The following is a 16,854-nucleotide window of genomic DNA, read 5'->3' as shown; positions in this document are numbered from 1 at the left end:
CTCACCCCACCTCACCCCGGCCAGACGATCGACTGCAGCTCGCTGTACGCATGGAGCGCGTACGAGCCCACGTCGCGGCCCACCCCGCTCTTCTTGAAGCCGCCGAAAGGAGCTTCCATATTCCGCCCGACCGTGTTCACCCCGACCCCGCCGGCCCGCAGCTGCCGGGCCACCCGGAAGGCGCGGGCGATATCGCCGGACCACACGTAGTCGATCAGCCCGTAGTCGCTGTCGTTGGCGAGGGCGATCCCTTCGTCCTCCTCGTCGAAGGGCAGGACGACGACCACCGGGCCGAAGATCTCCTCCCGTACGACCCGCATGTCCCGGGTGCAGTCGGCCAGCAGCGTAGGCGCGACATAGAAGCCGCGCTCCAAAGCGGACGGCCGCTCGCCGCCCGCCACGACCCGGGCGCCCTCCTTTCTGCCCAGCTCCACATAGGACTCGATCCGGTCCCGGTGCGCGGCCGAGATCACCGGCCCGACCACCGTGCCCGGCGCGCGGGGATCGCCGACCGTCAGCCGCCCGAGGTACCGCGTCAGCCGCTCCACCAGCGCGTCGTACACCCCTCGCTGGGCGATCACCCGCGTCGGCGCGGTACAGATCTGCCCGCTGTAGAAGGAGTACGTCGTGCCGATGCCGGCCGCCGCCGAGTCCAGGTCCGCGTCGTCGAAGACCAGCGCGGCGCCCTTGCCGCCCAGCTCCATGAGCTGGCGTTTCATGCCGCGGCCGCATACCTCGGCGATGCGCTGCCCAACGGCCGTCGAGCCCGTGAAGCTGACCATGTCCACGTCCGGCGCGTCCACGGCCGCGGCGCCGACCTCCGGGGAGGCGCCGCTGACGATGTTCACGACCCCCGGCGGCGCCCCCGCCTCCGCCAGCGCCGCCGCCATCCGGTAGACCGACAGCGGGTCCTGCGGGGCGGGCTTCACCACGACGGTGTTGCCCATCGCCAGCGCCGGGGCAATCTTGCCCGCCGGGTTGGCCCACGGGTTGTTGTACGAGGTGATGCAGGTGACGACGCCGACCGGCTGCCGTACCGCCAGGGCGCCGAGCACGCCCGCCTTCCCCATCGGCCCGGCCTCGTTGATCTGCGGCGGCAGCCCCTGCTCCACGGGCTCCAGGGCGCCCTTCGCATACCGCCGGAAGCGCGCCACCCCCACCGCGACCTGCATACCGCGTGCCGTACCGGTCGTAGCGCCGCTCTCCGCCTGCGCCAGCTCGGCGTGCGCGGCGACATCGCGCTGCATCACCTCCGCGGCCCGGTCCAGGATCGCGGCGCGCCGCTGCGGCGGCGTACGGGACCAGGCGGGGAAGGCCGCGCGCGCCGCGGACGCCGCCTCGTGCACCTGCTCCCGGCTCGCCTCGGGCGCCAGCCCGACGACCTCCTCCGTCGCCGGGTCGATGACTTCATAGTGGCCACCGTCGGGCTCGGTCCACACCCCGCCGATGAACAGCCGCTCCGGGGCCGTCACTTGACGCTCACCGCCATCGCCGCGCCACGCGCCACCGGCCACACGCCACCCGCCCCCGCGCCCCGCGCCACCGGCCGCATACGACCCGCGCCCGCGCCCCGCGCCACGGGCCGCATGGCACCCGCCCCCGCGCCACGAACCACGAGCCACCCGCCGACCGTGCGCCGCGAGGCGAGCCACCGTCCGCCCGCGCCCCGCCCCACGACCGCGACCCCGCCGATGAACAGCCCCTCCCGGGAGGTCACTTCGTACTCACCGTCCTCGTATCCCGCCCCGACCGCAGGACCGTCCCCGGCACCGCACCCGTCACCACGTCCTCGCGGATCGTCTCGACGCCGTTGACCCATACGGCGTTGATGCCGATCGCCCGGGAATCCAGGCGCGGGCTGTCGCCGGGCAGATCGTGCACGAGGGTGGCCTTGCCCGCGTCGATCCGCTCCGGGTCGAAGAGGACCAGGTCGGCGTGCCAGCCCTCCTCGATACGGCCCCGCTCGCGCAGGCCGAAGAGCTGCGCGGGGTCGTCCGTCAGCATCTTCACGGCCTGTTCCAGGCCCATCAGCTTCCGGCCCCGTAGACAGTCGCCGAGAAAGCGCGTCGTATACGGGGCGCCGCACATCCGGTCCAGGTGCGCGCCCGCGTCGGAGCCGCCGAGCATGACGTCCTCGTGCTGCCAGGTCTCGGCGCGCAGCGCCCAGGAGTCCGGGTCGTTGTCGGTCGGCATCGGCCACAGGACGGTCCGCAGCTGGTCGTTGGCGCAGATCTCCACCAGGCATGTGAAGGGGTCCTGGCCGCGCTCGGCCGCGATGTCCCGCACCACACGCCCGGTCAGGCCCTCGTTCGCCGTGGAGTAGGTGTCCCCGATGACATAGCGGCCGAAGTGGGTGAGCCGCCGAAAGACGCCCGCCTCCTTGCTGTCCGCGCGCCGCAGCATCTCGGCCCGGACCCCGGGGTCGCGGAGCTTCGCGATCCGTTCGGGGACCGGCAGGCCCAGGATGTCGCCCCAGCCGGGGATCAGGTTCAGGGCGCAGAAGGTGCCCAGGGACATGTTCATGGGCGTGAGGATCGGCATCGTCAGGGCCACGATCCGGCCGCCCGCCTCCCGGGCGCGTTCGCTGGCGGCCAGCTGCCGCGGCACCCGTTCGGGCACGGCCGCGTCGATGGTCAGCACATTCCAGTTCAGCGGGCGCCCGGCCGCCGCGCTCATCCCGACGAGCAGCTCGATCTCGTCATCGCTGAACTGGTCGAGACAGCCGCCCACGATCGCCTCGATCTGGGTGCCCTCGTGCTCGCCCACGGCCCGCGACAGCGCCAGCAGCTCGGCCGGTGCGGCGTGCCGGGAGGCGACCGGCTGCCCGTCCCCGTCGGAGTGGGTGCCGGACTGGGTGGTGGACAGGCCCCACGCCCCGGCCGCCATCGCCTCGTGGAAGAGCGCCAGCATCCGCTCCAGCTGCGCGGGCGTCGGCTGCCCGCCGATGGCGTCCTCCCCCATGACGTAGCGGCGCAGTGCGCAATGCCCCACCATGAAGCCCGCGTTGACGGCGATCCGCCCCTCCAGGGCGTCGAGGTACTCGCCGAACGAGCTCCACGACCAGGGCGCCCCCTCTTCGAGCGCCACCAGGGACATGCCCTCCACCTTGGACATCATCCGGCGGGTGTAGTCGGCGTCGGCGGGCCGCTCCGGGTTCAGCGGGGCCAGCGTGAAACCGCAGTTGCCGCCCGACACGGTCGTCACCCCGTGGTTGAGCGAGGGCGTCGCATACGGGTCCCAGAAGAGCTGGGCGTCGTAGTGGGTGTGCGGATCGACGAAGCCGGGGGCGAGGACGAGCCCGGTCGCGTCCTCACTGCTGCGTGCCTCTTCGGTGACGGTACCGGGCGGCGCGACGACGGCGATCCGGCCGTCGCGGATGCCGACATCGGCGGTGTACGAGGGCGTGCCCGTCCCGTCCACAACGGTCGCGCCCTTGATCAGGTGGTCGAGCATGGGGTGCACCCCTTCCCCTCGGCGGAATTCAGCTGCCCGTGGCCTGCCGGAACCGGGTCGTGCGGTGCACCGGATCGGTGTCGATCTTCGGGATCACATGCTCACCGATGAGCTTGACGGTGTTCATGGTGTCCTCGTACGAGACCCCGATCGGCAGCCCGAAGCTGAGCTGATCGGCGCCAGCCCGCTCCCAGCGCCGGCACTGCCCGAGCACCTCGTCCGGGTCGCCGCAGATCATCAGCTCCTCGGCGATCAGCAACTCGATGATCTCGGTGGTGTAGTCGGGCAGCAGCTCGGGCCATTCGGGGATGCCCTCGGGCCGCGGGAAGGTGTCGTGGTAGCGGAAGACCAGCGACTGGAGGTAGTTGAGGCCCCCGTTGACGGCGATCTCCACGGCCTTGTCGTGCGTCTCGGCGCAGATGGCCGTCGACGTCACCATCACGTTGTCGTTGACGAAGTCACCGATCGGCTCGGCGTCCCGGATCGCCGTCTTGTACTGCTCCAGCACCCACTCCATGTCGGAGACCTTCTGGACGCTGAAGCCGAGGACCCCCAGGCCCTTCTTCGCCGCCATGGCGTACGAGGACGGCGAGCCGGCCGCGTACCACATCGCCGGGTGCGAGGCCCCGTACGGCTTGGGGAAGATCTTGCGCGGCGGCAGCTGCCAGTGTTTGCCCTGGAACCCGACGTACTCCTCCTGGAGCCACATCTTCGGGAACTCGGCGATGGTCTCTTCCCAGATCTCCTTGGTGTGGTTCATATCGGTGATGCCCGGCAGGAAGCCCAGGATCTCGTGGCTGCCGGCGCCCCGCCCGCTGCCGAATTCGAAGCGGCCCTCGCTGAGGTGGTCGAGCATGGCGACCTTCTCGGCGACCTTGACGGGGTGGTTGACCTGCGCGAGCGGGTTGAAGATGCCGGATCCCAGGTGGATCCGCTCGGTCGCGTGCGCCAGATACCCCAGAAAGACGTCATTGGCGGAGAGGTGCGAGTACTCCTCCAGGAAGTGGTGCTCGGACGCCCAGGCGTATTTGAAGCCGGACTTGTCCGCCTGGATGACGTACTCGGTCTCCTCCATCAGCGCCTTGTGCTCCGCGAGCGGGTCGGTCTCGGCCCGCTTGCCCACATATCCCTGTACAAAGAGCCCGAATTCCAAGGAGGTTCACCGTCCCCTGTGGCGATCCGACGCGGATCTGACACATCGTCAGATCCGATTGGTGTGCCGACTGTTCCACCGCACGCAGAGAGCGTCAAGAGCCGCCACCAAACCGACCTGACGACTCGTCACATCACACTGACCCCGGCCAGCCAGCCACCATCGACGACGAACGGCTGCCCGGTGATGTACGACGAGTCCTCGCACGACAGGAAGAGCGCCAGCTTGGCGACCTCCTCCGGCTGCCCGATCCGGCCCAGCGGCACCAGCTTCTGGTAAAGCTCGTCCACGGCCCGCTTCGACTCGGCCGGATCGATGCCCGGATCGAGCCCGGCCGGGTTGGTCATCGGGGTGTCCACCGCCCCCGGGCACACCGCGTTGACCCGGATCTTCCTGGCCGCCAGCTCCACCGCGGCGACCCTCGTCAGACCGAGGACCGCATGTTTGGTCGCGGCATACGCGCCTACGAAGGCCATCCCCGTCAGCGCCGTGTAGGAGGCGGTGTTGACGATCGTCCCGCCACCTGCCGCCTCGATCTCGGGCGCGACCGTACGGATCCCCAGGAAGCAGCCGACCTGGTTGACCTGCACCACCAGCTGGAACTCCTCCAGCGGCGTCGACACCAGCTCGTTGAACCGCAGAATCCCCGCGTTGTTGACCAGCCCGTCGATCTTCCCGAACGCATCCTTGGCGGCGACGACCGCGGCCTGCCAGTCCGCCTCCCGCGTCACATCGAGGTGCAGGTAGCGGGCCCGCCCCTCCCCCAGCTCCTTGGCCAGCGCCTCCCCCTGCGCGTCCAGCACATCCCCCAGCACCACCTTCGCGCCTTCCGCCACGAACAGCCGCGCCTCCTGCTCCCCCTGCCCACGCGCCGCCCCCGTGATGACGACGACCCGCCCGTCGAGCTTGCCCATGCCTGGCCCTCCTCTAGTTGGTGAGCACGTCCGCTTGTTGGTGAGCACGTCCGCGTCGGCGGTGGCGGGTGGGACGCCGGCCGGCGGTCGGTATCTGCTAGCCGCTTGGCGCTTGGCGTCAGCCGTCAGTCGTCGGCCGCTGTCCGTTAGCCGTTTGGCGCTCGCCGCTCGCCGCTCGCCGCTCGCCGTCGGCCATCAACCGCCAGCCGTCGACCGTCAGCCGTCGGCCATCAGCCGCCGCTCCTCGGCAGTCAGCCGTTCAGCAACGGCGCCACAGCCGTCCCGAACTCCGCCATCTGATCGACGAGTTCGTCCCGGCTCCGACTCCGGAACCGCACCTGGATCTGCTGCACCCCCATCGCCCCGTACTCCCGCAGCGAGTCCGCGATCCGCTCCGCCGCCCCGGACAGCGTCCGCCGGCCGACGTCCCAGCGCGGCTCGCCGACGTACAGCGGCTCGACGATGGCGCCGATCACGGCGGGGTGCTCGATTCCGGCGGCCGCCCGCAGTCGCCGCAGCCGTGCGATCTGGCCGGGCAGCTGGTCACGCCGGTCGCCCTGCGGCAGCCAGCCGTCGCCACGCTCGGCGGCCCGGCGTACGGCGGCGGGCGAGGAGCCGCCCACCCAGATCGGCGGCCGCGGCACCTGCACCGGCCGCGGCGCCTGCCCCAGCCCCTCGAACGCGAACCGCTCCCCCGCGAACTTCGGGAACTCCTCGGGGCCCAACGCCACCTTCAACGCCTCGACGGTCTCGTCCAGCACCGCCCCCCGCCGCCCGAAGTCCACCCCGAGCGCCTCGAATTCCTCCTCGACATGCCCGGCCCCGACCCCGAGGATCAGCCGCCCCCCGGACAGCCGGTCCAGCGTCGCGTACTGCTTGGCCGTGACCAGCGGATGCTTCAGCCCGACGACCGCGACATGGCTCAGCAGCCGCACCCGCTCCGTCACGGCGGCCAGATGCGCAAGCGTGGCCACCGGGTCGTACCAAACGGTCCCCATCGCCCCCGCCAGCCGCCGCGGCACCGCCACATGCTCACAACAAGCGACATACCCGAACCCGTACCGGTCCGCGGCCCGCGCCACCTCCACCAAATCGACGGGCCCCGCCCCCGCCTCCCACCCCTCCGCAAACACCACACTCTGCGCCTGCACCGGCAACTGCATCCCATACCCCAGCCGCCCCACCTCGGGCCGCCACACCGCCTCATCCGCGCTGCCCATACACCCTCCCGGCCACATTTGACGGAGCGTCATATAGCTCGCGCGGGACATCGTGGCGCCTGGTGCCACATCAGGCAAGGGGTGGGGAGGGAAGCTCAGCCCCGGAGAACGGAAGGCAGCGAAACAGTGACAGCCCGGACGTCACCCGTCCCGGCGGAGCGTCTCCAGATGCCGGCGCAGGGCACCCCTGAGCACATCCGGCGTAATGCGTTCCGGCTCCAGGGTCGCCTGGAGGGTCAGCCCGTCCAGCAGCGCCGACAGCCTGAGCGTCTCCAGCTCCAGATCCAGGTCATCCGGCAGGCCGCCCGCCTCCTGACTGCCGCGCAGCACCCGCAGCAGCAGGGCACGCAGCCCCGACTCCAATGCGACCGCATACGGCCGCAGCCCCGGGCGGGTACGGGCCGCGGTCGTGAATGCCTGCCAGAGCATGCCCTCTTCGCGACGCTCGGCGTCCAGCGGCAGGAACTCGACGAGCAGCTCCTCCACCCGAGCCCGGCGCTCCGCCCCCGCCCCGGGATCGAGCAACCGCTCCACATGCCCTCGCACCCGGCCCTCAATACGGGCATTCAGCTCCGCCATCGCAAAAAGCAGCACCTCGTCGTGATCACTGAAGTAATGACGCACAGAGCCGATGGCGAGCCCCGCTTCATCGGCGACATTGCGCAGCGACGCGCCTTCCACCCCTTGCCGCCCCACCACGCGCAGTACGGCCTGGGCAACCGCGCGCCGGCGGGCCTCGGGATCGACGATCTTCGGCATATTGCGATTATGGCACACCCGAGCTAAATTGTTTTTTAACTCAATCGAGCTAAAAACGGGGGGACCCATGAACGGCTGGCTGCTTGCCGCGATCATCGCCATCATCACCGCCATCGTGATCGCCAAGCGGCTACGGGGCGAACCGGTCAACGCCCGCGAGCTGTTCATCGCTCCACTCGTCCTCATCGCCATCGGCGTCACCACTCTCGCCAAGGCCGACCACTTGACGGGAGGCGACGTCGCCTGGGCCACCGCGGGCGCCGCACTCGGCTGCACGCTCGGCGCCCTGCGCGGCGCGACCGTCCAGCTCTTCGCCCGGGACGGCGTCCTATGGCAGCGCTACACCGGCCGTACGTTCCTCGTCGCCGCCCTGTCCCTGCTCACCATGGCCGGCTACGGCCTACTGGCAACAAAGCTGGGCATGCACGAGAACGCCCGCCCCCTCCAACTGGGCATCGGCATCAGCTTCCTGGGCGAGTCCCTCGCGGTCGCCCACCGCGGCCTGACAACGGGCACACCGTTCGCGACGGAACGGGGACGACGCTAGGAGGCACCTCCCTCGCGGCGGCCCCGGCATGACGCTGCCGGGACCGCTCCCCCAGGCCCACACGGACGCGTCCCGCCGGCGGTGCCCGGCCCTCCAGGACCGGGAACCGGCCCGCGCTCACGCCCCGGACGCCAACGGCTACACGGCACCCCGGGACGCCCGCCACATCGTGTGTTCGCGGCTGATCGCCTCCTCGGCATCAGCCACCTCCTGCGCCCAGTCCGGCTCCAAATGGGTCGCGGACAGCCGCTGATGGACGATGCTCAGCTCGGTCGCCGCGAAGGTGTAGGCACGGCCGAGCGACTCGTACTGGCGCACCGCGAACCAGGCGGCTCCCGCACCCAGCACGGCCGCCAGCACACCGGCCAAATCGAAGTCGATGACCTTCAGCAGGCGCAGGACGGCGGCGAGCACACCCAGCCCCTCCACGACGATGAGACCGACCCGCCAGCGACGGGCCAGGGCGATGTTCATGGCCGCCTTGGAGCCGTACCACTGCTGCTGATCCGCGATACGCCCGGCGAGATATGCCCCCTTACGGACCGCGAACGGGCTCCGGCGCAACTCGCCCATGGTGCGCGTGGCAGCCATCGAGCCCACCGGGACGATGCTGTCGGCCGGCGCCTCCCTGAGCAGGACCTCCAGTCGCTCGTGGAATCTGCGGTCCGCGTGATCCGCGGGCAGAGTGGCCGGGAACGGCTCACCCGCCACCGCGTACCGCCAGGACAGTGTCTTCGCCGACTCCGCCAGGGCACGTCCGTCGTACCAGGCGCGTTCCGGCCGCTCTGCGAGCATCCACACCTCTAAGTAGACGGTCGCCAAGAAGGCCAGGAGCACCACCGTCACCGCGGCATCCTGGCTCGACACCGCGCAGACGGCGGCCACGATCGCCAGCAAGAGCCGCCATTTCGTACCCCTCATATGGCGTCGCTGCCCCGAAAGGGAAGCGGCGTCCGCCGACCGGAACACTGCCGGAAAATCCGCTTCGCCGAGTGTTTGTCCCTCGCTCACCGCAGCCCGCCCCCTCGCATCCCGCAACATGAGTCCGAAATACGAAGGAAGTGTAGAGCCGATCGACGGGGCCATCCCGGCATTCAGGGAAGGCGGCCGGGCCGAGGACGAGACGGTGTGGCGATGCCAACTTCACTACTGCAAGGCGCGGTTGCCCGCCATCCCGGCCCTGTGGATGATGCGGCAACGGGGACGTGCGGCGCCGCCGTGCCCGACCTGACGACGGGGGAACCGGAATGGCTGGTCAGAACGCTTCGCAGCGCACCCACCGATACGACGCCTTCCTTTCCTACAGCCATGCGGCCGACAGCGCCAAGGCTGATCATCTTCGGCGGGGGCTACAGAATTTCGCGCGCAGCAGCTGGCGGCACTTACACGCGCTGCGCATCTTCCTCGACAATGCCTCGCTCTCGGCAAACCCGGGGCTGTGGCCCGAAATCGAGCGTCATCTCGCGGATTCCGGCGCCTTCATTCTGCTTGCCTGCCCGGGGTCCGCCGGCTCGGACTGGGTGCAGAAGGAGATCAACTGGTGGCGCGCCGGCCTCGGGGCGCGGCGGATGCTCATTGTCGTCACCGGTGGCGAGCTGAAGTGGGACCACAGGGCAGGAGACTTCGACTGGGAGCACACCACCTGCCTGCCGCGCACCATGGCGGGGATGTTCAGCGACGAGCCGCGGTGGGTCGATCTGCGCTGGATGTCGGAAGAGGATCCCGGCTCACTGCGGGACTCGCGCTTCCAGCAATGCGTGGCCGACCTGGCGGCCCCGCTGCACGGGCGCCCCAAAGAGGATCTGATCGGTGCGGATGTCACCCGGCAGCGCAGGACGAAGCGGCTCGTGCGCGGTGCGCTCGCCGTCATCACCGCTCTCGCGGTTGCAGCGGGCCTGGGTTGGGTGAACGCCGTCCAGCAGCGGGACGAGGCCCAGCGTCAGGCCCGGCTGGCGACCTCCCGGCAGCTGGCCGCGACCGCCCTGAACCTCAAGGACGGAAATCTGCGGCTGGCCTCGCTGCTGGCGATCGAGGCGTACCGCATGCAGGAGTCACCCGAGGCCATCGCCACGCTGAACCAGCTCTCCACGGACAGTCCTCATCTGGTGAGCATGATGTCGAGCGCGAAGGACATCAGCGCGCTCGCCTTCAGCACGGACGACAAGGTGGTCGCCGTCGGGGACGAGGGCGGTGCGGTGGCGGTGTGGCGCGCCGACGACCGCGCCCTGCGCGCCCGGACCTCGCTGCCGGGCCGTATCACGGCAGTGGGCTTCAGCCAGGACGGGAAGCGGCTGGCCGCCGGGGACAGCAAGGGCAATGTGGGGGTCTATGACCTGACGCGCAAGAGACTGCGCCGACTCGCTCCCCGGCCGAAGAGCGTTTCCTCGCTGGCATTCGGCATGGCGGGACAGCTGGCCGTCGTGGACGAGGCCGGCACGGTGGCGCTGTACGAGGAGAGCGGAAAGATGGTCCGTGCGAAGCGCAGCGGGCACTCCGGCACGGTGACCGTCTTCCAGAACGTCGACTCCCACCTTCTGGTGCGCGACGGGGTGGGTGGCGGCGCCCTGTACACCGTGCCCGAGCTGCGCACGGTCGTGGAAAGCCACCAGCTCTCCCTGCCCGCGGGCCAGTTCGTACAGGCCGTCTCGAACGGTGGCCACTGCTTCGGCTACCTCAAATTCGGACAGTTGATCAGCACCGGACTACCGAAACGCAAGGGCCACGAGTCCCTCGCCGACACCTGCCCGGACTTCCCCGCGCTCCCCAACGAGGAAGCCAGGTTGCTGGCGCTGTCCGACAACGGCCGGATGGCCGTGGGCACGGCGTCCGGCATCACGGTGGCCGACGCGCAGACCAAAGGGGAGACCGGCCGGCTCCGCACGCTCACCGGTGTCGGCCGCCCCTCGATGCTGCGGTTCTCCGACACGGGGGAAAGGCTCGCTTCCGCACACGGCCGGACGGTCGCGCTGTGGAACTTCCAGCAGTCTTCCCGGACGGCCCATGCGCATGGCCTGCCCCTCTCGGACGACGAGACCATGATCCGCAGCCCGGCGCTGGCCGCCGGCCCGGACGGCCAGGTCGCCTGGGACAACCTCATGGAGGACGACCCCGTCGTCAAGGAAACCAGACTGCACGTCTGGAGCCCGAAGGGCCGCGACCTGCTCGTGGGCGGGGATGACCTCCTCTACGGCGCGCTCGCCTTCAGCCCCGACGGCCGGACCCTGTACGCCGGCCTGTCCAGCGGGGTGCAGTCATGGCAGGTCCAGGGCACCCGCCTGGTGAAACGGCACACGGTGAGCTTCTCCGGACGGCATGACGACTACCTGGACCCGGTCATGATCGCCCCGCGCGCGGACGGCTCCCTGGTCATCACCACGGACGACGGGGCAGTCCATATCGCCGACCCGTCAGCGCAGCGCACCCGAATCGCGGTACCACGCGGTCCCGGCGACCCTCGGCGCGGATTGCTCTCCTCATTGAGCGACAACGGCCGGACGGCCGCGGTGCAGAACATCAAGGGCGCCGTCGACCTCTACGACGTCGACTCCGGCCGGAAAATGCAGTCGGTTCGCCTGGACGGCGAGAAGGTGAATGCGTTCGCGCTGGCCGGCGGGGGACACGCACTGTTCCTCGACGGCAGCAGAGGCACCTTCGCCCGCTGGGACCTGGACACACAGCGGTTCCGCTGGCAGAGCGACGAACCGAACGGGGCCCGGGTGACCTCAAGCGCGGACGGCCGTACGGTCCTCACCCTGGCCGACAGTGGCGCCTTGACCAGGTGGGACGCGGACACCGGGGACCGGCTGGGCGGCCCCGACGTCCCCATCCCACTCCGTACGATGTCCGGGTTCGGCGGCATCGGGGAGCACACCGGCTTCGTGATGGACAGCGCAGGCACCCTGTGGACAGCCACCGAAGGCGGCGAGGTCCTCTCCTGGGACTTCTCGGTGGCCTCCTGGATCGAGGGCCTCTGCCGGATCGCCGACCGCAATCTGACCGACGCCGAATGGCGCCGCTATGTGGGGACCGACCCGCCCTCCCGGCCCACCTGCAGCTGATGGCCCTGCAGTTGCCAAATCCTTGTGTGTGCCGGGGCCCTCGAGCCCGTGCGTCTGCGCGGTCGCGGGGGCCTTCGGCAGCTGTGCGATGCCCCGTCAGGCACCTGATCCCGTCGTCACGCCCCCGCCCAGAGCCCCTCCGCCGTCAGCCCCAGCAGCTCAATGGCGTTGCCGCGCACGATCCGCTCCACCACATCCGGGGCCAGATGCCCCATCTGGGACTCGCCGACCTCCCGCGACTTCGGCCAGGTCGAGTCCGAGTGGGGGTAGTCCGTCTCGTACAGCACATTGCCGACGCCGATCGCGTCCAGGCTCTTCAGGCCGAAGGCGTCGTCGAAGAAGCAGCCGTAGACGTGCCCGGTGAAGAGTTCGGACGGCGGGCGGAGGACCTTGTCGGCGACGCCGCCCCAGCCGCGGTTCTCCTCCCAGACCACGTCCGCGCGCTCCAGGATGTACGGGATCCAGCCGATCTGGCCCTCGGCATACATGATCTTCAAGCCGGGGAAGCGGTCGAACTTGCCGCTCATCAGCCAGTCGACCATCGAGAAGCAGCAGTTGGCGAAGGTGATCGTGGAGCCGACGGCGGGCGGGGCGTCCGCGGACGTCGAGGGCATCTTGCTGGACGAGCCGATGTGCATGGCCACGACCGTGCCGGTCTCGGCGCAGGCGCGCAGGAACGGGTCCCAGTAGTCGGTGTGGATGCTGGGCAGCCCCAGGTGCGGCGGAATCTCGCTGAAACAGACGGCGCGGACGCCGCGGGCCGCGTTGCGCCGTACTTCCGCGGCGGCCAGCTCGGCGTCCCACAGGGGGATCAGGGTGAGCGGTATCAGCCGCCCCCGCGCCTGCGGGCCGCACCACTCCTCCACCATCCAGTCGTTGTAGGCGCGCACCCCCAGCAGGCCCAGTTCCCGGTCCTTGGCCTCGGTGAAGGTCTGGCCGCAGAAGCGGGGGAAGGTCGGGAAACACAGGGCGGACTGGACGTGGTTGACGTCCATGTCGGCCAGCCGGTCGGGGACGCTGAAGGAGCCCGGACGCATCTGTTCGTAGGTGATGCCTTCGAGCTTGATGTCGTCGCGGGAGTAGCCGACGGCGGTGTCGAGGCGGGTCAGCGGTCGGTGCAGATCTTCATAGATCCACCAGTCGGCTATGGGCCCGTCGTCACCCACGTCACCCATCTTTGGGGCGAATTTTCCGCCGACGAAGGTCATTTCCCGCACGGGCGCCCGGACGATCCGCGGCCCGGTGTCGCGATACTTCGACGGGAGCCGGTCCCGCCAGACGTTGGGGGGCTCCACCGTGTGGTCGTCCACCGAGATGATCTTCGGGAAGGTCTCCATGGCGGATACGGTAGCGCTGATCTGACGGTCCGTCAGTAATGCGGACGCGGGCATCCGCCAGTCATGCGCACGTAAGCACTGGTCGCAGACGAGGACCACTGCCGGGCACGACAGCGGCGGGAGCGGAGTGCAGAGGCGGTCAGGGGGCGCGGCCTGGAACAACCGGGGGCGCACAGGAGCGACTACCGGCCAAGAGGCGCACGGAAGCGGACCCTCCGCACCTCCTTGTGCGCTGGCGCATACATCACTTGATCACCCGAGGAGGCTTTGTGCATGCTCCGGACCCCTACTGACGCAAGGGGCGGGGACAAGGCAGACTGACCGTTGCGCACGGTGAACCGATGCGAACGGTACGAACGGATGACACAAGGCAGGGGGACACATGGACCACAGTCCGGGACAGGGACGGGAGCGGCTCCGCTTCTCCGTGCTCGGTCCCGTGCGGGCCTGGCGCGGCGATACGCCGCTGGCGGCGGGCTCCCCGCAGCAGCGTGCGTTACTTGCCGCACTGCTGCTGCGCAGCGGCCGTACCGCCACCGCACCCGAGCTGGTCGATGCGCTGTGGGGCGACGAACCGCCGCACGCCGCACTCGCCGCGCTGCGCACGTACGCCTCACGGCTCCGCAAGGCGCTGGGTGATGACGCAGCCACCTTGGTCAGTGAGTCCGGCGGCTATGCGATCCGCTCCGTGGACGGCCCGCTGGACCTGGACCATGCCGAGCAGTACGCGGCCGAGGCCGAAAAGGCCAAGGCTGCCGGCGATCGCGGCCGCGCCCGCGAACTCCTCGACACCGCGCTCGCACTGTGGGACGGCGAGCCCCTGGCCGGACTCGCCGGCCCTTACGCCGACACCCAGCGCACCCGTCTCGACGAATGGCGGCTGACCCTGCTGGAGACGCGCCTGGAACTCGACCTGGAAGTCGGCTGCCACGCCGAGGCGGTCTCCGAACTGACCGCCCTCACGGCCGCCCACCCCCTGCGCGAGCGACTGCGGGAACTCCTCATGCTCGCGCTGTACCGCAGCGGGCGACAGGCCGAGGCACTGGCCGTCTACACCGACACCCGCCGTCTCCTGGACGAGGAACTGGCCGTCGAACCCCGCGCCTCCCTCTCGGAACTCCAGCAGCGGATCCTGCGGGCGGACGCCGACCTGGACGCACCCCCGACGCTCAGCGACGGCGCGGACCACTCCGACCATGTCGTCATCCGGCCCCAGCAACTCCCCGCCACCGTCGCCGACTTCACCGGGCGCACCCCCTTCGTCGCCGAGCTGGGCGACCGGCTCGCCACCACCGAGGGCAGCGTGATGGCGGTCTCCGCGCTCACCGGCATCGGTGGCGTCGGCAAGACCACCCTCGCCGTGCACGTGGCACACGCCGCCCGCGAGCACTTCCCCGACGGGCAGCTCTACGCCGACCTGCAGGGCGCCGGACACACCCCCGCGGAGCCCGAGGCCGTGCTCGGCGCGTTCCTGCGCGCCCTCGGTACCCCGGACTCCGCGATCCCCGACGGCCTGGAGGAGCGCTCCGCCCTCTACCGCTCCACACTCGCCGGCCGCCGTGTGCTCGCCCTGCTGGACAACGCCCGGGACGCCGCACAGATTCGCCCGCTGCTCCCCGGCACCGAGGGCTGCGCAGCGCTGATCACCAGCCGCGCGCGGATGATAGATCTCGCCGGGGCGCATCTGATCGACCTCGATGTGATGAGCCCCGACGAGGCGTTCACCCTCTTCACCCTCATCGTCGGAGAAGAGCGGGTGAACGCCGAGCGCGAGGCCTCGATGGACGTGGTCGGTGCCTGCGGGTTTCTCCCGCTCGCCATCCGTATCGCTGCCTCCCGGCTGGCCTCCCGCCGTACCTGGACGGTCTCCGTGCTCGCCAGCAAACTGGCCGACGAGCGACGCCGTCTGGACGAGCTGCGGGCCGGTGACCTCGCCGTCACCGCCACCTTCGAACTGGGCTACGGGCAGCTGGAACCCCCGCAGGCGCGAGCCTTCCGGCTGCTGGGTCTGGCCGACGGCCCGGACATCTCCCTGGCCGCGGCCGCTGCCCTCCTCGGCATGGACGCCGATACGGCCGAGGACCTGCTGGAATCCCTCGTCGACACCTCATTGCTGGAGTCCGCGGCACCCGGCCGCTACCGCTTCCACGACCTCGTACGCCTCTACGCGCGTTCCTGCGCGGAGCGCGACGAACAGCCGCCGGCGGAACGCGATGCGGCGCTGTCGCGGCTCCTGGACTTCTATCTGGCGACAGCTGCGCACCGATACCCCCTCGAACGCCCCGGCGACATCCTGGTCGACCACATGGAGACGCCGCACTATCCCGGACTGGTCTTCGAGGACCGCTCCGAGGCGATGACCTGGTTGTTCAGTGAATCCAGATGCCTGATCGCCTGCGCGCTGCAGAACACCGCACCGGGCTCCCTGCGGCGTGCCGTCGATCTGCTGGTGCTCACCAGGGACATGGCCGATTCCGGTGCCAGCAACCGGCAGTTCGAGCAAGCCAGTCTCACCCTGCTCGCCGCCGCGCTGAAGAGCGACGACCAGCATGCCGCGGCTCGCGTGCACTGGATCCTCGCCCCCATCTACACCCAGTCCGGGCGGCTCGGCGAAGCCGATGAGCACGCCAAGCTGGCAACGCTGCGCGGGCTGGCCGCCGGCGACGACTTCTCGGCCTGCAACGGACTGAACGACCGGGGCATCATCGCCAGTATCGAGAGTCGGCTCGACGAGGCGGACGCCTATCTCAACCAGGCCCTCCTCTCTTACCGTGACATCAACAACAAGCAGTCGGAGGCGAGCGCGCTCTGCAACCTCTCCCGGGTTCATCTGGACACCGGACGGGTGGACAGCGCGGTCGCGCTCGCCGAGCAGGGGGTCGCGCTGTACCAGGAGTGCGGTGCCTCGCGACGGCTGGCCAACGGCAAATACAACCTGGGCATGGCCCTCACTCTGGCCGACCGGCTGGAGGAGGCCACACAGCAACTGACCGAGGCCCTTGTCAGCTTCCAGGACACCCGGCAGCGGTTCTGGGAAGGCATGACGTATCTGCGCCTGGCAGAAGTGGAACTGGCGGCGCATCAGCCCGCCAAGGCGGCCAACTACGCTGAACTGGCGGTCGCCGCGCTCCGCAGCAACGGTGGAGACCGCTGGCGCGCCAGCGCACTCGCGGTACTCGGAAACGCTCTGAGCGAGATCGGACACACCGGGCGCGCACAGGTCTGCCAGCAGGAAGTGCAGACGATTCACAAGAGGCTGGGACTGCCGCAGGGCAGCGTTTCGCAGCTGTTTCCCGCCTCGGTGGCCGTCGCGTAGCGGCCGCCGGGGCACGCGCCCCTCCGACGTTTATCGATCGTTCATCGCCACACGGCAGTCTCTTCTCAACCGATCCGCCGCCTCGGGGGGCAAGCGG

General features: G+C 70.1%; 12 protein-coding genes. 3 read left to right on the top strand and 9 right to left on the bottom strand.

From position 1 onward, the window contains the following. Positions 1-11: 11 nt before the first annotated feature. The 7 genes from STRTU_RS20540 to STRTU_RS20510 all read right to left on the bottom strand — a co-directional run bounded on the left by STRTU_RS20540 (position 12) and on the right by STRTU_RS20510 (position 7,499). On the bottom strand, positions 12-1,472 hold the full coding sequence (locus tag STRTU_RS20540) for an aldehyde dehydrogenase family protein (protein WP_159744950.1): 1,461 nt from the start codon (positions 1,470-1,472) through the stop codon (positions 12-14). Continuing rightward, complete coding sequence (locus STRTU_RS20535; protein WP_159744949.1) at positions 1,469-1,717, bottom strand: hypothetical protein; 249 nt, start codon at positions 1,715-1,717, stop codon at positions 1,469-1,471. The genes STRTU_RS20540 and STRTU_RS20535 overlap by 4 nt, the downstream gene beginning before the upstream one ends. Then, positions 1,714-3,453 (bottom strand): N-acyl-D-amino-acid deacylase family protein, encoded by a 1,740-nt coding sequence (locus tag STRTU_RS20530; RefSeq protein ID WP_159744948.1) that lies wholly within the window; start codon positions 3,451-3,453, stop codon positions 1,714-1,716. Before STRTU_RS20530 ends, STRTU_RS20535 begins: the two co-directional genes overlap by 4 nt. 28 nt (positions 3,454-3,481) lie before the next feature. After that, the gene (locus STRTU_RS20525; protein ID WP_159744947.1) at positions 3,482-4,606 is read right to left on the bottom strand and encodes an LLM class flavin-dependent oxidoreductase; all 1,125 of its coding nucleotides are present in this window, start codon (positions 4,604-4,606) and stop codon (positions 3,482-3,484) included. A 128-nt stretch (positions 4,607-4,734) separates the two neighbouring features. Then, positions 4,735-5,520 (bottom strand): SDR family NAD(P)-dependent oxidoreductase, encoded by a 786-nt coding sequence (locus STRTU_RS20520; protein WP_159744946.1) that lies wholly within the window; start codon positions 5,518-5,520, stop codon positions 4,735-4,737. Positions 5,521-5,771: 251 nt separating this feature from the next. Continuing rightward, complete coding sequence (locus STRTU_RS20515) at positions 5,772-6,740, bottom strand: TIGR03619 family F420-dependent LLM class oxidoreductase (protein ID WP_159744945.1); 969 nt, start codon at positions 6,738-6,740, stop codon at positions 5,772-5,774. Positions 6,741-6,881: 141 nt separating this feature from the next. Next, positions 6,882-7,499: a TetR/AcrR family transcriptional regulator gene (locus STRTU_RS20510; RefSeq protein ID WP_159744944.1), complete on the bottom strand. Its 618-nt coding sequence runs from the start codon at positions 7,497-7,499 to the stop codon at positions 6,882-6,884. A gap of 67 nt (positions 7,500-7,566) precedes the next feature. Between STRTU_RS20510 and STRTU_RS20505 the strand changes: the two genes are divergently transcribed. Continuing rightward, a complete protein-coding gene (locus STRTU_RS20505) occupies positions 7,567-8,046 on the top strand; it encodes a DUF1453 domain-containing protein (protein ID WP_159744943.1) in 480 nt (159 codons plus the stop codon). A gap of 138 nt (positions 8,047-8,184) precedes the next feature. Here the strand turns inward: STRTU_RS20505 and STRTU_RS20500 are convergent, their stop codons facing one another. Beyond that, a complete protein-coding gene (locus STRTU_RS20500) occupies positions 8,185-9,087 on the bottom strand; it encodes a DUF4231 domain-containing protein (protein WP_159744942.1) in 903 nt (300 codons plus the stop codon). A 206-nt stretch (positions 9,088-9,293) separates the two neighbouring features. Here STRTU_RS20500 and STRTU_RS20495 point away from each other — a divergent pair, with 206 nt between their 5' ends. Then, complete coding sequence (locus tag STRTU_RS20495) at positions 9,294-12,104, top strand: TIR domain-containing protein (RefSeq protein WP_159744941.1); 2,811 nt, start codon at positions 9,294-9,296, stop codon at positions 12,102-12,104. Between the two features lie 116 nt (positions 12,105-12,220). Here STRTU_RS20495 and STRTU_RS20490 read toward each other — a convergent pair whose 3' ends face one another. Continuing rightward, a complete protein-coding gene (locus tag STRTU_RS20490) occupies positions 12,221-13,441 on the bottom strand; it encodes an amidohydrolase family protein (protein ID WP_159744940.1) in 1,221 nt (406 codons plus the stop codon). A gap of 382 nt (positions 13,442-13,823) precedes the next feature. On the opposite strand from STRTU_RS20490, the gene afsR reads away from it, so the two are divergent. Beyond that, the gene (afsR, locus tag STRTU_RS20485) at positions 13,824-16,757 is read left to right on the top strand and encodes an SARP-family global regulator AfsR (protein WP_159744939.1); all 2,934 of its coding nucleotides are present in this window, start codon (positions 13,824-13,826) and stop codon (positions 16,755-16,757) included. The last annotated feature ends 97 nt before the right edge of the window (positions 16,758-16,854 follow it).

Origin of the sequence: Streptomyces tubercidicus (assembly GCF_027497495.1) — a bacterium.
In the GTDB taxonomy this organism is placed as follows: domain Bacteria; phylum Actinomycetota; class Actinomycetes; order Streptomycetales; family Streptomycetaceae; genus Streptomyces; species Streptomyces tubercidicus.
Note: the sequence above shows the minus strand (reverse complement) of the source record. Positions and strands in the feature narration are given on the sequence as shown.